The sequence below is a fragment of the Paenibacillus pasadenensis genome, from assembly GCF_023715725.1.
Taxonomy (GTDB): Bacteria; Bacillota; Bacilli; order Paenibacillales; family Paenibacillaceae; genus Paenibacillus_O; species Paenibacillus_O pasadenensis_A.
In genome coordinates this window covers 233,374-251,041 of record NZ_JAMBOT010000003.1, presented here as the reverse complement: position 1 = coordinate 251,041, position 17,668 = coordinate 233,374, and the positions used below count along the sequence as shown (strand labels likewise).

Here is a 17,668-nt window from a genome sequence, read left to right as displayed (position 1 = left end):
AAAGGAAAGCGGGGAGAACGCCATGCCTTCAACCAGAATGAATTCCAGCTGGATCTACGGGCTGGGCATGTTTGCGATGATGGTTCCCAGCCAGGCCTTTATGTCGTTCTACAGCTTTTATTACGTCGACAAGCTTGGTTTGAGCATTGGACTGGCTACGCTGGCACGCAGCATTTATCTGATCTGGGATGCGGTGAACCAGCCGCTGCTCGGCTACTTTTCCGACCGCACGCGCACCCGCTGGGGAAGGCGAAAACCATGGTTGTACGGAGCGCTGCCCGCGTTCGCCGCGGTGTTCATCCTCCTCTTCTCTGTACCGGGTTCCGTTGCCGACGGCGGGGGATTAGAGTTGTTCTACTGGTTTTTGACAGCGCTCATTTTGTTTGAAACCGCCTCCTCGATTATTTGGGTCAATTACGGAGCGCTGCTGCCGGAGCTTTACAGCGGAGCGGCCCAGCGGGCAAAAGCCTCCGCTATTCAGCAGGGCTTTCAAATTGCTGCCATTCTCATCGGCACGGCCGGAACGCCGCTGCTGTTCCGCCAGCTCGGCTTCGGCGGCATGTCCTATGCCTATGCGGCGATTTTTCTGCTCTGCATGCTGATCTTCCTTCGCCGTCTGCACGAGCAGCCTCAGGCGAGCGCCAAACCGCCGCTTCCTTTCCTTGAGGCATTTCGGGAAACGCTGCGCAACCGGAATTTCTGGATGTTCAATCTGGCAAATTCCTTTGCTCAAACCGTCAACGGCCTGCTCAGTTCCATGATTCCGTTTTATGCCAAGTATGCGCTCGGTATTCCCGATGGAAATGTTTCTCTTCTGCTGGCTTCTATCTTTGTTCCTATTATTCCGCTCGTCGTAGTATGGTATGCTATAGCTAAACGTCTGGGAGGCTTAAAAAGCTGGAGGCTGGCGCTCGCCGTGTACGGGTTAAGCGTAATCCCGCTTTGGTTCGCAGAGGGGCTGGGCGGAGGCATAACGGCTGGAATTGCAGTCGGTTTTGGACTCGCCGGTTTTCTCGTGACGCCGGCTGTATTAAGCGGAAGAATCATTGACCTGGACGCCGAGAGGACCGGACGCCGCCGCGAGGGGGTTTACACCGCGGTCGGCGGGTTCATTACCCGCTCCAGCGGCCTTATTTCGGCGCTAGCATTTTGGATTATCGGCATGCTGCTGGGGTATTCCAGCGGTGCGAACCCAGGACCGAATCCGGAGCTTGCTTTCCGCTTGCTTGTCAGCCTCGTGCCGGCCTGCCTGCTTGTAATTTCGTTCGTTATTTCGTTTCTGTATCGGGAGGAAAGCGTGAATGAGCAGAAAACTGATTCTAAACTGTGACGATTTCGGGCAGTGCCGCGCCGCCAATGAAGCGATTATGGGGCTGCTTGAGGAGGGGCTCGCCAGCTCCGCCTCCATTATGGCCCCTGCGCCAGCGTTCCGCGAGGCGGCGGAATGGTGCCGCAAGATGGGCGAAGGAATCAGCATCGGAGCGCATTTGACGTTAACGAGCGAATTTCCGGGCTGGCGCTGGGGAGCGCTCACCGGGGCGGCATCGCTATGCGACAGCGAAGGGTTTCTCCCGCCCGATCTGGACTTCTTTGAGCAAAATGCCGACGCGCACGATGTGCGGCGTGAACTAAACGCGCAGTTTCGCGCCATTCGCGAGGCTGGCGTGAACGTCACGCATGCCGACAATCATATGGGCAGCCTATACGGGCTGGCGACCGGGCGCAGCTTTTTGCCGCTTGTGCTGTGGCAGTGCTCGCGGCGCGGGATTCCTTTCCGGCTGTTCCGGAGCATCTGGGAAAAGGATGCGTTTCTCGCCTCCATTCCGAATGCGTCCCGCACGCTGTCCAAAATCGTGGCGGTAGCGGACCTGCTCGCAGTTCCGCTGCCGGATTATTTGGTAAGCCATCCCTACTTGCTGGAGGAAGGGGAGACTTACTCCGCTTTCAAGGCTATGATGGTAGCCAAGCTTTACGAGCTTCCTGCGGGCATTACGGAGACGTATGTACATCCCGCGCTCCCAGACCGTGAGATGGAGCGGGTTATTCCGTCCTGGGAAAAAAGAACGTGGGAGCACCGTCTGCTCCGGGACGAGGATTTCCGGTATGCGCTGCGGGATGCTGACATCCGGCTGGCGACTTACCGGGATGTGGCAATCGAGCAAAAACGCTCCCGCTGGCAAGCGGTCCGCCGCCTGCCTCAGCTGTTTTGGTCCAAATAATAGACATCACAATTCGACAAATATATATTTTTTTCGGCAAAATCTAACAAAAAACAGGTGTAAGGGCGATAATATACGAAAAAGCACGAATAGAGGTAATATGCCAACATATCGTTCCTTTATATATCGATTGTTGCGTAATTATATAGCCGGTTCCGGTCTGGCGGTTATCGGAGTAGGCGGCGCCATCGTTGGCATGAGCCTGGATCTGAGGCCGGGCCAACCGGCTGTAATTGCGTTTATCCTGCTGCTGTCGGCCATCTGCATGGCGGCCATTGAGGGCGTCGTAATGTACCGGCACCTCAAGCCGATCCGGCAGCTGTTTCGGATGGCGCAGCCGGATGCCGCTGCCGTAAGGCATGCTTATTATCGGACGCATCGCCTGCCTGGGCTGGCAGTCGGACGTATTATGGGCCCGCATTTGCTCGGCTTCGCCCTGCCGGCTGTCATTTTAACGCTGACCTTTCGGCATCTTGAATGGATTCATATCCCGACAAGCCAACTGATTATTGCCTGTATTGCTTCTGTTTTGATTGCGAGCCTGCACGCGTTGGTCGAATTTTTTCTGACGGCGCAAGCCATCCGGCCGCTGCTGCTGACCATCCAGTCCTATGCCGATACCGGTTCGCGCATTGACTTGTCGCTCAAAGGAAAGGTATTGGTGCCGATACCGATCAAGTTCCAATGGAGTATTTTTGTTATCGGCACGCTTCCGGTCATTCTATTTGTGCTGTCGACGCAGGTTCGATTGTCGGCAAGAGGGGAAAGCAGTACCGGGTACTGGGCCTGGAGCGCTCTTGTGCTTATCGTCAGCCTCGGCTTCGCTTCGTTTGCCGCTTGGCTGCTCGGAAGAAATGTGAAGCAGCCCATCGAGGAGCTGTACGGGATGATGAAGTTTGTGCGTAAAGGAAATCTGAGCGTTGCGGTGCCGGATCTTTATTCGGACGAGTTCTCCCGCCTCGTAGACGGCTTCAACCATATGGTGCACGGGCTCGCCGAACGGGAGCGGATGAACGAGCAGCTGCTGCAAAGCTATTTCTCGACGCTGGCGGCGGCGCTTGACGCGCGCGATCCCTATACGGCGGGCCATTCGCAGCGGGTGGCGGCCTACGCCCTGATGATCGGACGCGCGGAAGGGCTGGGCAGCGCCGATCTGGATGTGCTGCACAAGACCGCGCTGCTGCATGATATCGGCAAAATCGGAGTCCGGGACAGCGTGCTGCTTAAAGAGGGCAAGCTGACCGAGGAGGAATTCGGCCAAATCAAGCTGCATACGGTCATGGGCGAAAATATTTTAAGGCAGATCGAGCCGCAGGAAGCGATGGCTGTTTTCCTGCCCGGCGTTCGCTCTCATCATGAACGTTACGATGGAAAAGGATATCCTGACGGACTGAGCGGAGAGGAAATTCCGCTGATGGGGCGCATCATAGCCGTTGCCGACGCCTACGATGCCATGACCTCGGATCGTCCTTACCGAAAAGGCATGCCTGCAAGCCGGGCGCTGGCAATTTTGGAGGAAGGCTGCGGAACGCAGTGGGACCCGCAGTTTGCGCAAACGTTTATCCGTTCTATGGGCGGTCTGGAGCAAGCGTTTCCGGCAGCAGACCTGGCTGATCGGGGCGGAGCGGAAGCCAGCCGAGAGTCTGACACGGTTAAATTCAGCAAGAGAGCATGAACGGCAGACTGAACAACCGGCGAATTGCATGAATAGAAGGGGTTTGGAAATGGCGGCTGGCCGCGATTGTCCGAACGCCTTTTTTTTGTTGCGTATGGAATGGAGCGGACTGCTTTCCTGACAGACTGTTGTCAGTAATTGCGGTTATACTTATGCTATAAAGCTTGCAGGAGGACGGAGCAATGGGGCTAGGCGGTACGCGGCAGACGAATAGGGCTGCACCTTCCGAATCAGAGAGTGCTGGAGCGGAGAATGACAGGAACGCCGTTCCAGGCCGGTATAACACGTCCGATCTGGCGAATCTTCGCCATCCGGAGCGTTTTTTACGGGCTGCGTCTTATATGGCGGAATTGCCGGATAAACCGTTGTACAGCAGGGAGGAGCTGCTTGTGCCGGAGCTTCTGCTGGAGCGCTCCGGTCCTCTGGAAATGTATTATGCGCCTCATAATGAGCTTGCCGGCGGTGCGGCTCGAATTGTTGTAGCCGGACTGACGCCCGGCTGGCGGCAGATGGAGATTTCCTTAAGAGTAATGAGACGATGCCTGGTCTCCGGCGGTACGCCGCTGGAGGCGTGCCGGGAAGCGAAGCGGCAGGCCCGTTTTGCAGGATCGATGCGGACAGGCTTGCTTGATATGCTGGAGAAGCTGGGCCTGCGGGAGCAGCTTGGGAGAGTTATGCCTTGGCCCGATGAGGCATATGACGAGGGCTTGTCCGGCCCAGCCGATTTGCTGGATCATCCGATGCTGCATACGACATCTGTGCTGCCCTGCCCGGTATTTCGGAATGGCGCTAATTACAGCGGCCATCAGCCGCCGCTCCGGCGCGATTCATGGCTTTGGAACATCTCGCTTAACCATATGAGAGATGAGCTTGGACATATGGCTTCAAGCCCTTTGCTGGTGCCGCTTGGAAAAGCTGTGGAGGAGGTCGTGCAGCAGCTTGTACATGATGGTGAACTGACGGATGAGCAGGTGCTTTGGGGGTTTCCCCATCCGTCTGGAGCCAACGGTCACCGCCATCGCCAGTTTGAACAAGCTTTCCCGGAGCTGAAGCGCCGGTTGAAAAGCTTTACGGGGAGCGTTGAATCGAATTAAAAACGGAGCAGCTGCTGAACCCGGGAAGAATGAGATGAGTTATTGCAGGAGGAATGACAAGAATGGAGCCTCTCCGATTTTTATATCATGAAGAAATGCTGTTGAAAGTAGGGAAGGTTTTTCAAGAGCTGGATGCGCAATTTGATCCCGAGGTTTTTGCCGCTCATGCGATGCGGGAGCCATGGGATGACGCTTCCTTTAAAGAAAGGATGCGCCTGGTCACGCTGGCTCTAGGCGAGATGCTTCCTCAGGCATACGAGGCCGCAGTTGAATTTGTGTGCCGGGCGGGGGAACGTTTTCGGGGCATTGAGTATATCTTTTTCCCGGATTATATCGAGGTATATGGCAGGGAGAATCCGGAGTTGTCTCTGGAGGCATTAACAAGACTTACACGCTACTCCACATCGGAATATGCCATTCGCCCTTTTATCGAGCGGGAGCCGGAAGCGGTCATGCAAAAATTGCGCAAGTGGTCCCTCTTTTCCGATGAGCATATCCGGCGCCTTGCGAGCGAGGGCTGCCGCCCTCGATTGCCTTGGGGACAGCGGCTTCCTGTATTTGTGCGGGACCCTCGGCCGGTGCTGGAGCTTTTGGAGCCGATGCTGCAGGATGAGAGCGAATATGTCCGCCGCAGCGTCGCCAACAACCTCAATGATATTGCCAAGGATCATCCCGAGCTTGTCATGGACTTGGCTGAGCGGACGTACGGCCGGGACAGCCGGACGGATTGGATTCTGCGGCACGGCTGCCGCACGCTGCTCAAGCAGGCTCATCCCAGAGCGATGGCGTTGTTCGGTCTAGGTCCGGCTGCCGGGGCTTCGGCGCAGGAGCTGAAGCTGTTAACGCCTGTTGTACCCTTTGGGGAGCGTCTGGAGTTTTCATTTAATATCGTCAACGAAGAGAAGCCGATGATGCTTCGGCTGGAATATGAGATCGGGTTTGTGAAAGCGAACGGCACTCTGGCCGGCAAACGCTTTAAGCTGTCCGAGCGGGAATATCCGCATGGCCGAACCTCTGTCACGCGCTCCCATGCGATTAAGCCGATTACGACCCGCCGCTATTATCCCGGTATGCACAGTTTGACCGTGCTTGTGAACGGTGTGGAACAGGCTTCTCTTTCCTTTGAATTGACAATGGATCTCGATTAATAGCAATCATAAGCTGATTTCGAACAGATTTCGGAATCAGCTTTTTTTAGTTTTAGTTTAAATAAGTCTGATACAAATGAACATTCTCTTATTTCGGTTTGGTACTTGATGAAATTTAAAGTTTTTTTTGGATAAAAATAAACAAAATCTGCAAGAGGGGTTTTTTCTAAAAAAGTTTAAATTGCGCAATGATAATTGCGGGTGTCCTCTTCTGCAGAGCTTCAGATAACGGAAAAATCCAATATTTTAGGGGTTTTCATGTGTGGAGGAACAATTTCTCTATATAGAAAAAGGTTTAAAATAAGAAAAACCTGCGGAGAAATACCTCCGCAGGTTCGCTTATACTAACGCTATCACAAGCTACAGGACAGCTGGTTGGGCCGTCTCGTTTAGCTGCGCCGAGAGTTCATCCATATCGCTGCGAATGTCCTTCAAGAGCTGAATCGAAGCTTCTATCTCAACCTTGCGGGTCGATACGCTTTCGACGCTGCAGCCGATTGGAATGCCTTTTTCCACGCCAAAACGGTACAGCTCCCGAAATACTTTGCGGGAAAGCTCAACGGACTTGTCGAGAATATCCTGCGAATGAACCAGCTCGTTCTCCAGCCATTTCGGAATGCTGATGCCGAGCCATTTCATGAACTCAAGCGTTTTGGCGGAGCCGCATGGAGCGATGTTGAACAGAATCGGCACCATGTCCAAGCCGTTCTCGCGGCTGTGGTAGTAATAGTCGGACAGAAAGCTTTTGGAGGCTTCCACGTCGTAAGTGGCTTGAGAGATAAAAAATCCGCAGCCCGATTCCTGCTTCGCCCGCGCCCGCAGATGCTCGTCGCCTTTGCTGCGATGCCGCTCAGGAATAACAACGCCGCCCGGAAGCAGCTGCTCGTTCAAAATGCCGCTCATCCGGTACGCTTCCGGCAGGCGGATCTGCACCTGCTGCCGGCTGGAGGATGCTCCAACATACACCGTAAAGCGCTGTTCGTCGCGGTCCTGCAAAATCCACTGCGCCAGCTTGTCCGGGCCCTCATTCGCCACGCAGTGATAAATAATGGCCGGAATGCCGAGCTCCTGCTTCAAATAGTCGCGGTAATACTCAGTAGGATCAAGCGCTTTTAAATAGGGAAACGGGCGGTCCTTATCGGTCCGCTCGGCCTCGTCCTGCACATCGTACAGAACAAGCCCGTCAATGCCGATGTCCTTCAGCCGCTCGATCTGTTTGTCGGCGATTTCGCGGATCTTCTCAGGCGTATGGCTGCTTTTGGGCGGGGTCATGCCGTAGGTTATAATGCCGCTCTGTTTATGGAACAATTTATCTTTAAGGGTTGAGCTCATAAAGCCTCCTAGCCGGTTCGCGAGCTGATGCCGTCCCGTTGGGTGTTTTCCCTAGTATACCACTTTGGATTTGACTCCTGCATCGCTTTTCCGTGAAACAGCTATAAGGATATGTTAGAGCTGGCTATGGCTTGTTGTTATAGGCACATAGATTTTTCCTGCGCGAAAGAGGCTGCCGGAATGTCCCGACAGCCTCCAGGGGGTTCTAATTCAGCTCTGCAAAAGCCACAAGGCAGGGACGTTGCTCGGTTCTAGGCTTGTTCAACCTGCCGCAACGTTTCCCGAATTTGCCCCAGATGCCTCAATTCATGCAGCGGAATGAGCTCAACCCACTGGTCCGCGCTCACAGGGCCGAACATGGGATGCGTAAAGCCGTGTTTATCCATTCTTTCGGTTCCGAGATCGGAGGCGACAGCTTCCAGCAGTTTTTGCCGTGCAGCAGCTAACGCCTGCTCCGCCTCAGCCAGCGTGCTGACCGCTCCGGACGGATGGACTTGTGGCGGTGCCTGCGCTTTGCGGGAGCGGTCCCGCACCAGCTCAAGCGGGGCGCGCACCAAGTCGGCGCGCTCTGGTCCCTGCAAAGCAGCGGAGAGCCGGTCGGCAATCGCGCTTTCCATTGCCGCCAGATGCTCGAGAATTTCCAGGACGGACCAGCCGCCGTCTGCGGGCTCCGCCTGAAGTGTTTCAGGGGGTAATCCCCGAACCGTTTCCAGCAGCTCCGAGCGGGTCAATTCCAACTGATTCAGCACATGCTCTTTCATCTGCTCATCTCCAATCTTTAAATTGAACTGTTCGTTTTCAGCTGCGGCACGGCTTCAGTCCGTCTGTTCCTCATTCATTTGGTCGACGCCGGCGTCATCGCCATCCTCGGCTTCCGGTTCTAAGTCGAACTCCGGCAGTGCCCAGACGGACACACTGCCGCCGTTAACCGGGAAGTCGGCAAAGCCGTCCTCGCCGATTACGATCCGCTCTTCGCGCGTATTGGTCAGATCGACCCACACTTCGCCGGATCGTTCCTCCCCGACAAACATGCGTTTGGCGCCCTCATCGGCATTGCAAACGACAACGGCGCAGCCGGAGCGCTCAAATTCCGGTACGCCCCGGCGCACCCAGCCGATCAGGTTCGAGTCGTCGAAATAGTCGTCCTGATCGCCGTAAGCGCGATGATAGCGGGCGTACAGCAGCGGGTCAATCGCAATTTTTTTGCCCTCGATTGGCTCCGGGCCTTCAATTCCGTAATAATCGCCGTAAAAAACGACGGGATAACCGTCCCGGCGCAGCAGAATGAGCGAATACGCGATTTGTTTGAACCAGTCGCCGACCCATGATTCCAGCGCTTCTCCGGGCTGAGTGTCGTGATTGTCAACAATTGTTACCGCATGCTGCGGACGCTCCATGACAAGAGAGCCGTCGAAAACCGTACGCAAATCGAATTCCCTTCCGGCGTCCGCCGCTTCCTTGAGCCGGTAGTGGAGCGGGACGTCGAACAGGCTGAGCTGATGCTCCGTCGCCTCCAGAAATGCTGTGCACTCCTCCGTAATGCTGTTCCAAAACTCGCCGACGATATAAAAATGCTCCGGCGCTTCCTCTTTCACCGCTTGGCAAAAGTCCCGGATAAACGTGTGGTCGATATGTTTAATCGCATCGAGCCGGAAGCCGTCCACGCCGGTTTCCTGGATCAGCCAGCGGCCCCAGGAGATCATTTCCTCGCGGACAGCGGGGTTGTTATAGTCGATGTTGGCAAACATCAAATAATCGAAGTTGCCGAACTGGTCGTCGACGTTTTCGTTCCACTGTTTATTTTCGCCGATGATCCGGTATACGCCCGTTTCATCCCGCTTGGCGTCAAAATCCGTTCCGTTGAAATGGGTGTAATTCCACTTGAACGCCGAGTAACGATCGCCCCGGCCCGGAAAGTGGAACCGTGTCCAGCCCTCGATTGTGTGGGGATCGGATATTTCCTCCTGGCGGTTGTCGCCCTCTACCTCAATGACCTTAAATTTCTCTTTTTCGTCGGCTCCGGCTTTATGATTCATGACCAGATCGGCGTAAACGGCAATTTCATGCTCACGGCAGGCTGCGATTGCCTCCTGCAGCTGCTGTTTGGTGCCGTACTTGGTCCGCACGGCGCCTTTCTGCTCGAACTCGCCTAGATCGTACAAATCGTATACGCTGTAGCCGTTGTCTTCCGGAGAAAAGGCCTTCGTAGCTGGAGGAATCCAGACGGCATCGATGCCGGCGGCCTTCAGCTCGGCGGCCCGTTCCTTGAGCCGCTGCCAGTGGCGGCCGTCTGCCGGCACATGCCATTCAAAAAACTGCATCATCGTATGATTGCGTTCCATCTCTCCGGAATCATCCTTTGCCTTCGTAGTTGACTCTCTATTACCCGCAAGGGGTGGGGAGCCAATCACGGGGGAAACCAAACAGCCCGGCGGATGCCGGGCTGCTTGAAGGCAAGCTATTGAATTGCTGCGCAAAGTCTCAAGGGCGCAGCCCTTTGACGATGAAATCGATCGTAGCTGAAAGCTCGCGCTCATCATTCCACTTCGTCGACGCGCTCTCCTGCGCGATGTAACGTGCGGCGGCGTAGCCGAGCAGGGAGGAGGCGGAGAGCCGCAGCACGGTTGCCGGCGGCAGCGGGATAATTTCTCCCTGCTGCTGAAACCGGATGACAATTGCTTCCGCTTGCGCGATGACGCGGCTGAACACATGCTCCCGGAACTGCTGCTGCAGCTCGGGGTGGAAAGGCAGCTCTTGAATCAGTATTCGGACCAGCCGTTTGTTCCGGTCGAGAAATTGGATGCGGTTCGCGGCTAACGCGCGCAAAAAGTCGCCGTAACTGCTGTAGCTGCTGCTCAGCACATCCTTGAACTCCTTAAGCATAAACGGCGCCAGCAGCTTAATCATCGCCGGACGGACGATGGTGAGCAGCAGCTCTTTTTTCGTTTTGTAATGGCGAAAAATCGTGCCTTCCGCAACTCCGGCCATGGCGGCGATTTCGCTTGTGGAGGCGGACGCGTACCCTTTGCCCGCGAACAGCTCAACCGACGCTTCCAAAATCCGGATCTGCTTGTCGGTCATCCTTTTGTCCGCCGCTTCTCCAATCAGTTCAGCCAGCCAAGGCTCCCTGGGCTCGTTGGTTTGGCTCATGCTGCACACTCCTTTGTGCCGTCATCGTACCATAACAGCGCTGTTGAATTAAATGGAACGCTGTTTCTTGAGCGCCAGCACGTTCAGCAGGGCAAAAACAGCCGAAAAGCCAAACAGCACCGACAATCCGGGAAGGCTTTCCGTCCAGCCTTCTCCCCGCAGCATGACGCCGCGCAGCACATCGGCCCCGTAATAGATTGGCATAACGGACTGGAGCAGCTGCAGCCAATCTGGCATGCCGTCGAGCCGGAACAGGCCGGAGAAAAAAACCTGCGGCACGATGACGACAGGAATGAACTGAATGATCTGGAACTCGCTTCCCGCGTATGTGGACAGCAGAGTGCCGAGCGTCAGCGCTGTAAAGCTCAGCATAATATTAACGAGCAAGAGCAGCCAGATGGAACCTTCCAGCCTCAGGCCGAGCACCGATGTGGCAAAAGCGGCGATCAGCGCAGCCTGAACGGCGGCAAACAGGCCGAAGCCGGCCAAGTAGCCGAGCACAACCTCCGTACGGCGCACCGGGGTAGCCAGCAGCCGCTCCAAAGTGCCGGTTGTCCGTTCCCGCAGAAAGGAGACTCCAGCGAGCAGGAATACGAAGAAAAAGGAGAACAGGCCGATTAATACCGGCCCGATGGAGTCAAACAGCGTCATGCTGCCATCTCCGTGCAGGTAGCTTATATGCGGTGAAGGCGCGTTTCCGTTCGAATGGTCGGTCTCGGCGTGGGTATTGCCGTTGGACGAATCGGTTGGTGTAGCAGTGCTGCCGCTCAGCACTCCCTGAAGCAGCGACATGGCTGCCCGGCTGCGGGACGGGTCGGTGCCTTCAAGCACAATCTCGGACGGCCCTCCTGGCGGCTTAACGATAACCAGCGCGTCCAGAGATCCGTCCGCAAGTGCGGTGCGGCCAGCATCTTCGTCCTTGTAGGAGAGAGTTCGCGCTCCGGCCTGCTGCAGCCGCTGTTCGGCCTGCTGGAGCTGCTGTGCAGAGCTTGCCGTTTCACCAACGGTTAACCCGATGACCGGTTTGGCTGGCTGATCCTTAAAAATGAAAAAGAAAAGACTTAGTATGAACAGCGGTGCGACAAACAGCAGCGCCAGCGTGCGCCGGTCGTTGCGGAACTGGCGCGCGATGCGCAGAGCGATGGAGCGGATTCTCATCGTACGTCTCCCCCTCCGAGCGAAATGAACGCTTCTTCAATGTCGGCTGCGCCGCTGCGCTCCAGCAGCTCGGCCGGAGAGCCTTGCGCGGTGAGCCTGCCGTCGCGGATAAAGGCGATGCGGTCGCATTTTTGCGCCTCGTCCATCGCATGGGTTGTCAGCAGAATCGAGACGCCGGAATCCCGCAGCCGCAGCAGCTCCTGCCAAATAATGCGGCGCAGCGCGGGATCAATGCCGACAGTAGGCTCGTCGAGCAGCAGCAGCTCCGGTTCATGCAGCAGCGCAATCGCGAGCGACAGGCGCCGCTTCATGCCGCCGGAGTAGGCGGATACCCGTTTGCGAAGATGGCTTTCCAGGTCGGTAAGCTTCATGACGGCGTCAATCCGCTCCTTGAGCCTTGCGCCGGACAATCCATACAGCGAGCCGAAAAATACCAGATTGTCTCTGGCGCTGAGCTCGGTATACAGAGCGTCGTTCTGGGCCATATATCCGCAGCGGAGCAGCACGTTTCGCTCCGGCATGGAGCGGCCGAGCATGGTAACCGTACCGCTGTCCGGGCGGGACATGCCTGTAAGCAGCTTGACGAGCGTCGTTTTGCCGGAGCCGGAAGGGCCGAGCAGTCCGAGCAGCTCACCGCGGCGAAGCTGCAGGCTAAGCTCGTGAAGTACGGTTTTTCCTCCGAGCAGGCGTGTCACGGAATCCAGGCTGGTGGCGGGTCCGGCCTGCGAAACGGCATCGTTTGCAGCGGGGGAGGCGTCAGAGGAGAGCTGCTTCAACATCGATCATCTCCGTTCAAAAAAAGTAAGTGATCACTCATTTTTCATCATACGCTCGCCGCTTCACTTTGAACACAGGCAAATTTCGCTGGAGATGCCGCATAATAAAGCGGCATCTCTGCGGGCGGGCGGAACAATTGACCTGCCGAGAGGTCTGGTCATTGCAGCTGAGCCGTTACCTGTTTCCAGAGATATCCGCTTTGCGCCACAGCTTCGTTAAAGGGCCGCTTTTGCCGTAAACCGGATCGTTCTCCGGGAGCGGAACTCGATTGATTTCTTTAAGAGACAGCTTCCTTTCTTCGGGAGTAGCGCGCCGGGTATTGTAGTTCATTCCGCCGGGATATCCGCCCGCGATCCGAAAGTCTCCGCTTGCCGACAATCGCATATGGCCGGTTCCGGCAGGCAGTACAAGCACGTCCCCCGCTCTTGCCGTGACGGCTTCCCCTTCCGGTCCGCCAAGCTTCAGAATCGCGCTGCCGCTAACAACTCCTAGCACCTCGTGCGTATTGCTGTGATAGTGGTGATAGTTATAAACGCCGTCTGTCCATGTATTTCCCCAGCCGTTAGAGGCGAACGACTGCTCCATGTCCAACGGGTTGTCCGCTGCCGAACGGTACACAAGCACAGGAAGAAAAGGGTGGTTCGGAATCAGGCCGTCGTCATGAAAATAAAAAGCTTTTGGTTCCGTTTGCATCTCTAACCTCTCCTCACGTTTGAAGACGGATGAAAAAGTGCGGAGCCAAAGATCGAGCTCGGAGAAGCGCCAGCGTTCGCCTTTGACGTCGGATTTCTACCACTATCGTGCTATAAATTCATAGAAATCTGAGGTCAACAGCGATCGGAGGGCCGATCTTTGGCGCAGCATGCATTGTTCACCAGTCTTTCATTATCTATGCAAGTCGATACCCGAATCCTCGTCCCGGGTAACGCCCGGGAAAGAAGCGAGACGAGATTCAGAGCGCGCCCCGGCGAGGTAAGTACTATTCAAACAGCTATACGGAACATCCCGGAGTATCGGGAACGGCTGCGGTGTAAGAGCCGCGGCAATTCCGCATCCCGTATGGCGAATCTGGCGCCGGAAGGCGGAAGGAGCGGGGAACGGTGGAGCAGAAAACGCGCGACAAAGGCAGGCATGGCGGAAGTCCGGAGTGGCTTGGAGCGGAGCAGTCGGGATTGCCGGTTGCAGTGGAGGCCGTATCCATGGCAGAACCAAACTCGATGACGGAGGCGGGTGTGACGGGGAATCTAGAGTTAGAGTCATACCCGGTAACACTGCTGAAGGACCGGATTTCGCCTTCAGGGCCAAAGGAGGGATTACCGGGTAATTCCGAACCTGAGGTTCAGCCCGTAACGGCACGGGCCGCACAAACGCTCCCGGCCGAACACGGCAGCCGTTTGGACGCAATACTCCCAGCCGGAGCCGGATGGGAGAAGGAGTGGCGCCGATCGGCAGAAGCCCAGTACGACCAGCATATGGCGGATATTTCGCGGGAGCTGGACCAGGATATTCTAATTGCGCTGGTCGGTGATGTGAACGCTGGCAAGTCCTCTACGCTCAACCGAATCGTTGGGGAGGAAGTGGCGGGCGTCGGAGCGGAGCCCGGGGAAACGACGGAGGTACGGCCGTATCTGTTTAAGGACCGGATCTTTTTTGTCGATACGCCTGGATTAAATGACGTGCGGCTCGAAAACTCGCAGACTACGATGGACTACTACCGCAAAGCCGATATCATTCTGTTTTTTCTAAACGCAGCGGGCACGGTCTATTCGGAGGCGGAAAAAAGAAGCTTTGAGGCGATTCGGGATGCGAACCCTAATTTACTGATCGTTCTGAATAAAATAGACGCGGCGGATGACATTCCAAGGCTAGCGGAGCGGGTGAGAAAGGAGACGGGAGAGCGATTCCGGGTCATCCCCGTCTCATCCCGCACCGGTGAAAACATTGAGGTGCTGCGGGCCGCCATTTTAGAGCTGCTGCAAAAAAAGTCCAAGGACCTGCTGTTCGCCCGGAATATGAAGGAGAAGTCGGCGGCGGCTAATAAGTGGATTCTCGGAGCTGCGGCTTCCGCAAGCGCTATAGGAGCGGCGCCAATACCCGGTGCGGATATTGTGCCGATATCAGCAGTGCAGATCGGACTGTTGACCCGGCTGGCCGTCCTTTATGGCCGGCCGATCAGCAAGGAAACGGCGAAGGAGCTCGTTATCGCTACGGTCATCGGAAACCTTGGCAAAAGCGTATTCCGCCAGGTCATCAAGCTGTTTCCGGGAGCAGGCTCAATCGCCGGAGCATCGGTGGCGGGGGCAATGACGCTTGCGCTCGGTTACGCCGTCAAATACGCCTATGAAAACGATATGGAAATCAACCAGGCTACTCTTGGCAAGCTTTACGGCATGTTCCGCAAACAAGCGGAGGCTTCGCATTGAAACCCGCCTGCAGCGGGAAGGCTAGACATAACAACGACGTGAAAGGGGAGCTTGGAGATGAAACATGACAATGAAGCTGAAAAGGACAAGGCGGTTCGCGAGGAAAACAAACCGCAAGAAGGACGCGAGGTGCCGGCCGAAATTGTGGAGCAGCAGGATGACCCTGAGACGGAAGGCGGCAAAGCGAGCGGGCAAGCGGGTCTTGGCGGATAATCTCAAGGTGAAAAAGAGCGGCTCTATGTTCCTGTGGAACTAGAGCCGCTCTTTGTATCATGCGGCGGTCGCCGCATTCAGCCTGCCTGATGGCCATGCTCCCGCAGCGGGCCGAGCTCGCCCGCCCGCAGCAGAGAAGCGAGCCTGGCCCGCTCTTTTTTGAGCTGCCAGGCAGCGTTCCACAGGCTGCTGCGCATCGAGCCGCTTTCTTCCTCGCGAAGCCGGTGATAGATATCCTCCATCTGCCGGGATATTTCCTCTAGATCATGTCTTAACTGGTCGCGGCGCTGCTCCAGCAGCTCCTGCTCGCGCAGCGTCTCGCCTGCCTCCAGCTGGTGAAGGATGGACAGGCGCCACTCCTCGTCCCCGATAGCCGCAGCGTAATTGTACAAATCCAGCCAATCATCCGTCCATCTTGTCCTTCTAGCAGCGCCGTTCATCCTCAACACTCCCATCTTTAATTAACTATATACCAATCGTTATACTCGGGTATTGAAGATTCGCAATTCTTTCCGCTCTCCGCTCCACGGGACGTCAAGGGAGGACAGCGGAAGGAATGGCAGTTAAGGTTGCCAAAAGCAACTCCTGCAACGAGTGGACCGCAACCGCCCCTTAATTTTAGGAGCAGCCCGTCAAGAATAACCTTCAATGCCAGAATATTCGTAATGAGGCCCGATTAGACTAGCTATCTTAATTCCGATCGGCAAGGATGACCCGGTTGCGCCCTGCTTCTTTGGCCTGGTATAGCGCATGATCTGCGCGACGAAACATTTCCTGATAATCCGGCACCCGGCCGGGCGCTGTGTCAGCGGCTCCGAAGCTTGCGCGTATTTGCACCGGACGCCCGTCGGCGCTGTCGAACCTAGCCTGCTCCGCGGCGATACGGATGGTTTCGGCCAGCTGAACCGCTTGTGCGCCGTCCATTCCGGGCAGCAGCAGAATGAATTCTTCGCCCCCGTAACGGGCGAACAGCATGCCGGGAGCGATGATCTGCCGGCAAACCTCGACCATTTTCAGCAGCGCGCGATCACCGGTTTCATGGCCGTACGTATCGTTGATGACTTTGAAATGATCCAGGTCAAACAGCAGCAGCGAGCAGGGGCGTTTCTCGCGGACGCAGGCAGCCAGCGACTCAGCCGCTCCAGACAGGAAGGCGCCACGGTTCAGAATGCCGGTTAACGAATCCAGGGAAGCCATGCGCTGCAGCTGTTCCTGCAGCTTCTGGCGCTCCGTCGTATCGCTCAGCACGAGCAGATGGCCGCCGCTGCGTCCGCTTCCCCGCTGCACGGGTGCGGAGTAAACCTCGAAGTGCGCGGTGCTGTCGCCGGTTCCTCTCGCAAAGGAAACCGGCTTGCCGGGCGCTTCCAGCGCGGTATGGAAGGCGGCGGAAGCCTCTGCGGGCAGTCCGAGCTCGCGGATGCTGCCTCCGATGGCGGCCCGGTCGAGCTCCGGCAGCAGCTGACGGGCGGAGCGGTTGCTGTCGAGCAGCCGCCAGTCCGCGTCCATGACGAGCACGCCTTCCCCCATGCTTTCCATAATCGTATCGCGCGCCACCGGGAGAATGGACAGCATGTCGGCCCGCAGAAAAGCCCACGCATACAAACCGCTTGTAATGCAGAGCACAACGGGCACGGGATCTATATCATAGGGGCTCCATCCAAGCAAATACGCTAGAGAAGCGCTGACCGGCAGGGCGATGCCGACGGCTACTGCGGCCAGTTGAGCTTTGAATCCGGCAGACGGTTTCAATAGACGAAACAGCACAAGCAGGAAGCTGAGCATCAACACTCCCGACGTGTAGCTGCCGTGCACGACATACCACTCGCCCATGACAAAATCTACGCTGCGAACGGCGCCGTCTTGGCGGAAATAAAGCTCGCGGTAGAACAGATGGTGATAAGGATTGGTGGCGACCAGCATAAACGTCAGCTTGGGAATGACAAACAGCAGCAGCTTGCCCGTCCGCGACAGCATATCCTGCTTGCCAAGCAGCTCTAGCACCATGAGCAGCGTCAGCGGAGCGGCAAAGGGCATGCCTGCATATTGCACGGTTGTCCAGAAATGGACGGCTTCCAGGCTGGTCGACGCTTTTTCGAATGCAGCTCCAAAGGCGTACAGAATAAACGAAGAGCATAACAGCAAGTAAATTTGGCGGATGGACACCATGCCGCGCACCATCAGCGCGTAGAGGGCGATGAGAACGTTCAGCACGCCGCTAAGCGCAGCCAGCACAATATAAGTAGGTGTAAATAAAGGCATAGCATGACATCCTTGTCGGATAATGTTGGACTCTATTTCCAGCGTAGCATAATCGCGGCTTGAATAGGAATGCAATCTGCGTCAAATTGTGTCGGCATTCCAGCATGAGCGGGATCGGACGAGACCAAACGCCGCTCATTACAAAAAGCCCTTCCGTCAGCCAGTGCAAGCCAAGCGGTAAGGACGATGAGGCTTTCCGGCGTGGAGCCGGAGCGGGGAT

General features: G+C 56.3%; 16 protein-coding genes. 7 read left to right on the top strand and 9 right to left on the bottom strand.

All coding sequences use genetic code 11. The features are described from left to right. Positions 1–22: 22 nt before the first annotated feature. The 5 genes from M3223_RS10295 to M3223_RS10275 all read left to right on the top strand — a co-directional run bounded on the left by M3223_RS10295 (position 23) and on the right by M3223_RS10275 (position 6,136). On the top strand, positions 23–1,330 hold the full coding sequence (locus M3223_RS10295) for an MFS transporter (protein WP_251561213.1): 1,308 nt from the start codon (positions 23–25) through the stop codon (positions 1,328–1,330). Continuing rightward, complete coding sequence (locus tag M3223_RS10290) at positions 1,302–2,219, top strand: polysaccharide deacetylase family protein (protein ID WP_251561212.1); 918 nt, start codon at positions 1,302–1,304, stop codon at positions 2,217–2,219. Before M3223_RS10295 ends, M3223_RS10290 begins: the two co-directional genes overlap by 29 nt. Before the next feature lie 196 nt (positions 2,220–2,415). Continuing rightward, complete coding sequence (locus M3223_RS10285; RefSeq protein WP_353057686.1) at positions 2,416–3,894, top strand: HD domain-containing phosphohydrolase; 1,479 nt, start codon at positions 2,416–2,418, stop codon at positions 3,892–3,894. 182 nt (positions 3,895–4,076) lie between these two features. Further along, entirely contained in the window at positions 4,077–4,988 is a 912-nt protein-coding gene (locus tag M3223_RS10280; RefSeq protein ID WP_251561210.1) for a hypothetical protein, read from the top strand. Between the two features lie 62 nt (positions 4,989–5,050). Beyond that, positions 5,051–6,136 carry a DNA alkylation repair protein gene (locus tag M3223_RS10275; RefSeq protein ID WP_251561209.1) on the top strand — a complete coding sequence of 362 codons (1,086 nt, stop codon included), beginning with the start codon at positions 5,051–5,053 and terminating at the stop codon, positions 6,134–6,136. Between the two features lie 360 nt (positions 6,137–6,496). Here the strand turns inward: M3223_RS10275 and M3223_RS10270 are convergent, their stop codons facing one another. The 7 genes from M3223_RS10270 to M3223_RS10240 form a co-directional block, all read right to left on the bottom strand. Beyond that, a complete protein-coding gene (locus M3223_RS10270) occupies positions 6,497–7,468 on the bottom strand; it encodes a methylenetetrahydrofolate reductase (protein WP_251561208.1) in 972 nt (323 codons plus the stop codon). Between the two features lie 251 nt (positions 7,469–7,719). Further along, complete coding sequence (locus tag M3223_RS10265) at positions 7,720–8,229, bottom strand: DinB family protein (RefSeq protein ID WP_251561207.1); 510 nt, start codon at positions 8,227–8,229, stop codon at positions 7,720–7,722. A 54-nt stretch (positions 8,230–8,283) separates the two neighbouring features. Next, entirely contained in the window at positions 8,284–9,810 is a 1,527-nt protein-coding gene (locus tag M3223_RS10260; RefSeq protein ID WP_251561206.1) for an alpha-amylase, read from the bottom strand. A 139-nt stretch (positions 9,811–9,949) separates the two neighbouring features. Then, positions 9,950–10,618, bottom strand: coding sequence for a TetR/AcrR family transcriptional regulator (locus M3223_RS10255; protein ID WP_251561205.1), 669 nt, complete (start codon positions 10,616–10,618; stop codon positions 9,950–9,952). A 48-nt stretch (positions 10,619–10,666) separates the two neighbouring features. Continuing rightward, positions 10,667–11,776, bottom strand: a complete 1,110-nt coding sequence (locus M3223_RS10250) for an ABC transporter permease (protein WP_251561204.1) — start codon at positions 11,774–11,776, stop codon at positions 10,667–10,669. Beyond that, positions 11,773–12,555, bottom strand: a complete 783-nt coding sequence (locus tag M3223_RS10245) for an ABC transporter ATP-binding protein (RefSeq protein ID WP_251561203.1) — start codon at positions 12,553–12,555, stop codon at positions 11,773–11,775. The genes M3223_RS10250 and M3223_RS10245 overlap by 4 nt, the downstream gene beginning before the upstream one ends. Before the next feature lie 172 nt (positions 12,556–12,727). Then, complete coding sequence (locus tag M3223_RS10240; RefSeq protein ID WP_251561202.1) at positions 12,728–13,246, bottom strand: cupin domain-containing protein; 519 nt, start codon at positions 13,244–13,246, stop codon at positions 12,728–12,730. A gap of 407 nt (positions 13,247–13,653) precedes the next feature. Between M3223_RS10240 and M3223_RS10235 the strand changes: the two genes are divergently transcribed. Together M3223_RS10235 and M3223_RS10230 are read left to right on the top strand one after the other, a co-directional pair. Continuing rightward, the gene (locus M3223_RS10235; protein ID WP_251561201.1) at positions 13,654–14,976 is read left to right on the top strand and encodes a GTPase; all 1,323 of its coding nucleotides are present in this window, start codon (positions 13,654–13,656) and stop codon (positions 14,974–14,976) included. 57 nt (positions 14,977–15,033) lie between these two features. Then, complete coding sequence (locus M3223_RS10230) at positions 15,034–15,189, top strand: hypothetical protein (protein ID WP_251561200.1); 156 nt, start codon at positions 15,034–15,036, stop codon at positions 15,187–15,189. A 77-nt stretch (positions 15,190–15,266) separates the two neighbouring features. On the opposite strand, the gene M3223_RS10225 is transcribed toward M3223_RS10230, so the two are convergent. Next, positions 15,267–15,629: a hypothetical protein gene (locus M3223_RS10225; protein WP_251561199.1), complete on the bottom strand. Its 363-nt coding sequence runs from the start codon at positions 15,627–15,629 to the stop codon at positions 15,267–15,269. 250 nt (positions 15,630–15,879) lie between these two features. Continuing rightward, positions 15,880–17,448 carry a histidine kinase N-terminal 7TM domain-containing diguanylate cyclase gene (locus M3223_RS10220; protein ID WP_251561198.1) on the bottom strand — a complete coding sequence of 523 codons (1,569 nt, stop codon included), beginning with the start codon at positions 17,446–17,448 and terminating at the stop codon, positions 15,880–15,882. Between the last annotated feature and the right edge of the window lie 220 nt (positions 17,449–17,668).

Bases quoted from the DNA above. Each gene is read 5' to 3' on its own strand.
- M3223_RS10230 (WP_251561200.1), top strand. From the start codon at position 15,034: ATGAAACATGACAATGAAGCTGAAAAGGACAAGGCGGTTCGCGAGGAA.
- M3223_RS10255 (WP_251561205.1), bottom strand. From the start codon at position 10,618: ATGAGCCAAACCAACGAGCCCAGGGAGCCTTGGCTGGCTGAACTGATT.
- M3223_RS10295 (WP_251561213.1), top strand. From the start codon at position 23: ATGCCTTCAACCAGAATGAATTCCAGCTGGATCTACGGGCTGGGCATG.
- M3223_RS10220 (WP_251561198.1), bottom strand. From the start codon at position 17,448: ATGCCTTTATTTACACCTACTTATATTGTGCTGGCTGCGCTTAGCGGC.
- M3223_RS10250 (WP_251561204.1), bottom strand. From the start codon at position 11,776: ATGAGAATCCGCTCCATCGCTCTGCGCATCGCGCGCCAGTTCCGCAAC.
- M3223_RS10265 (WP_251561207.1), bottom strand. From the start codon at position 8,229: ATGAAAGAGCATGTGCTGAATCAGTTGGAATTGACCCGCTCGGAGCTG.
- M3223_RS10245 (WP_251561203.1), bottom strand. From the start codon at position 12,555: ATGTTGAAGCAGCTCTCCTCTGACGCCTCCCCCGCTGCAAACGATGCC.
- M3223_RS10240 (WP_251561202.1), bottom strand. From the start codon at position 13,246: ATGCAAACGGAACCAAAAGCTTTTTATTTTCATGACGACGGCCTGATT.
- M3223_RS10280 (WP_251561210.1), top strand. From the start codon at position 4,077: ATGGGGCTAGGCGGTACGCGGCAGACGAATAGGGCTGCACCTTCCGAA.
- M3223_RS10260 (WP_251561206.1), bottom strand. From the start codon at position 9,810: ATGGAACGCAATCATACGATGATGCAGTTTTTTGAATGGCATGTGCCG.
- M3223_RS10225 (WP_251561199.1), bottom strand. From the start codon at position 15,629: ATGAACGGCGCTGCTAGAAGGACAAGATGGACGGATGATTGGCTGGAT.
- M3223_RS10275 (WP_251561209.1), top strand. From the start codon at position 5,051: ATGGAGCCTCTCCGATTTTTATATCATGAAGAAATGCTGTTGAAAGTA.
- M3223_RS10290 (WP_251561212.1), top strand. From the start codon at position 1,302: ATGAGCAGAAAACTGATTCTAAACTGTGACGATTTCGGGCAGTGCCGC.
- M3223_RS10270 (WP_251561208.1), bottom strand. From the start codon at position 7,468: ATGAGCTCAACCCTTAAAGATAAATTGTTCCATAAACAGAGCGGCATT.
- M3223_RS10285 (WP_353057686.1), top strand. From the start codon at position 2,416: ATGAGCCTGGATCTGAGGCCGGGCCAACCGGCTGTAATTGCGTTTATC.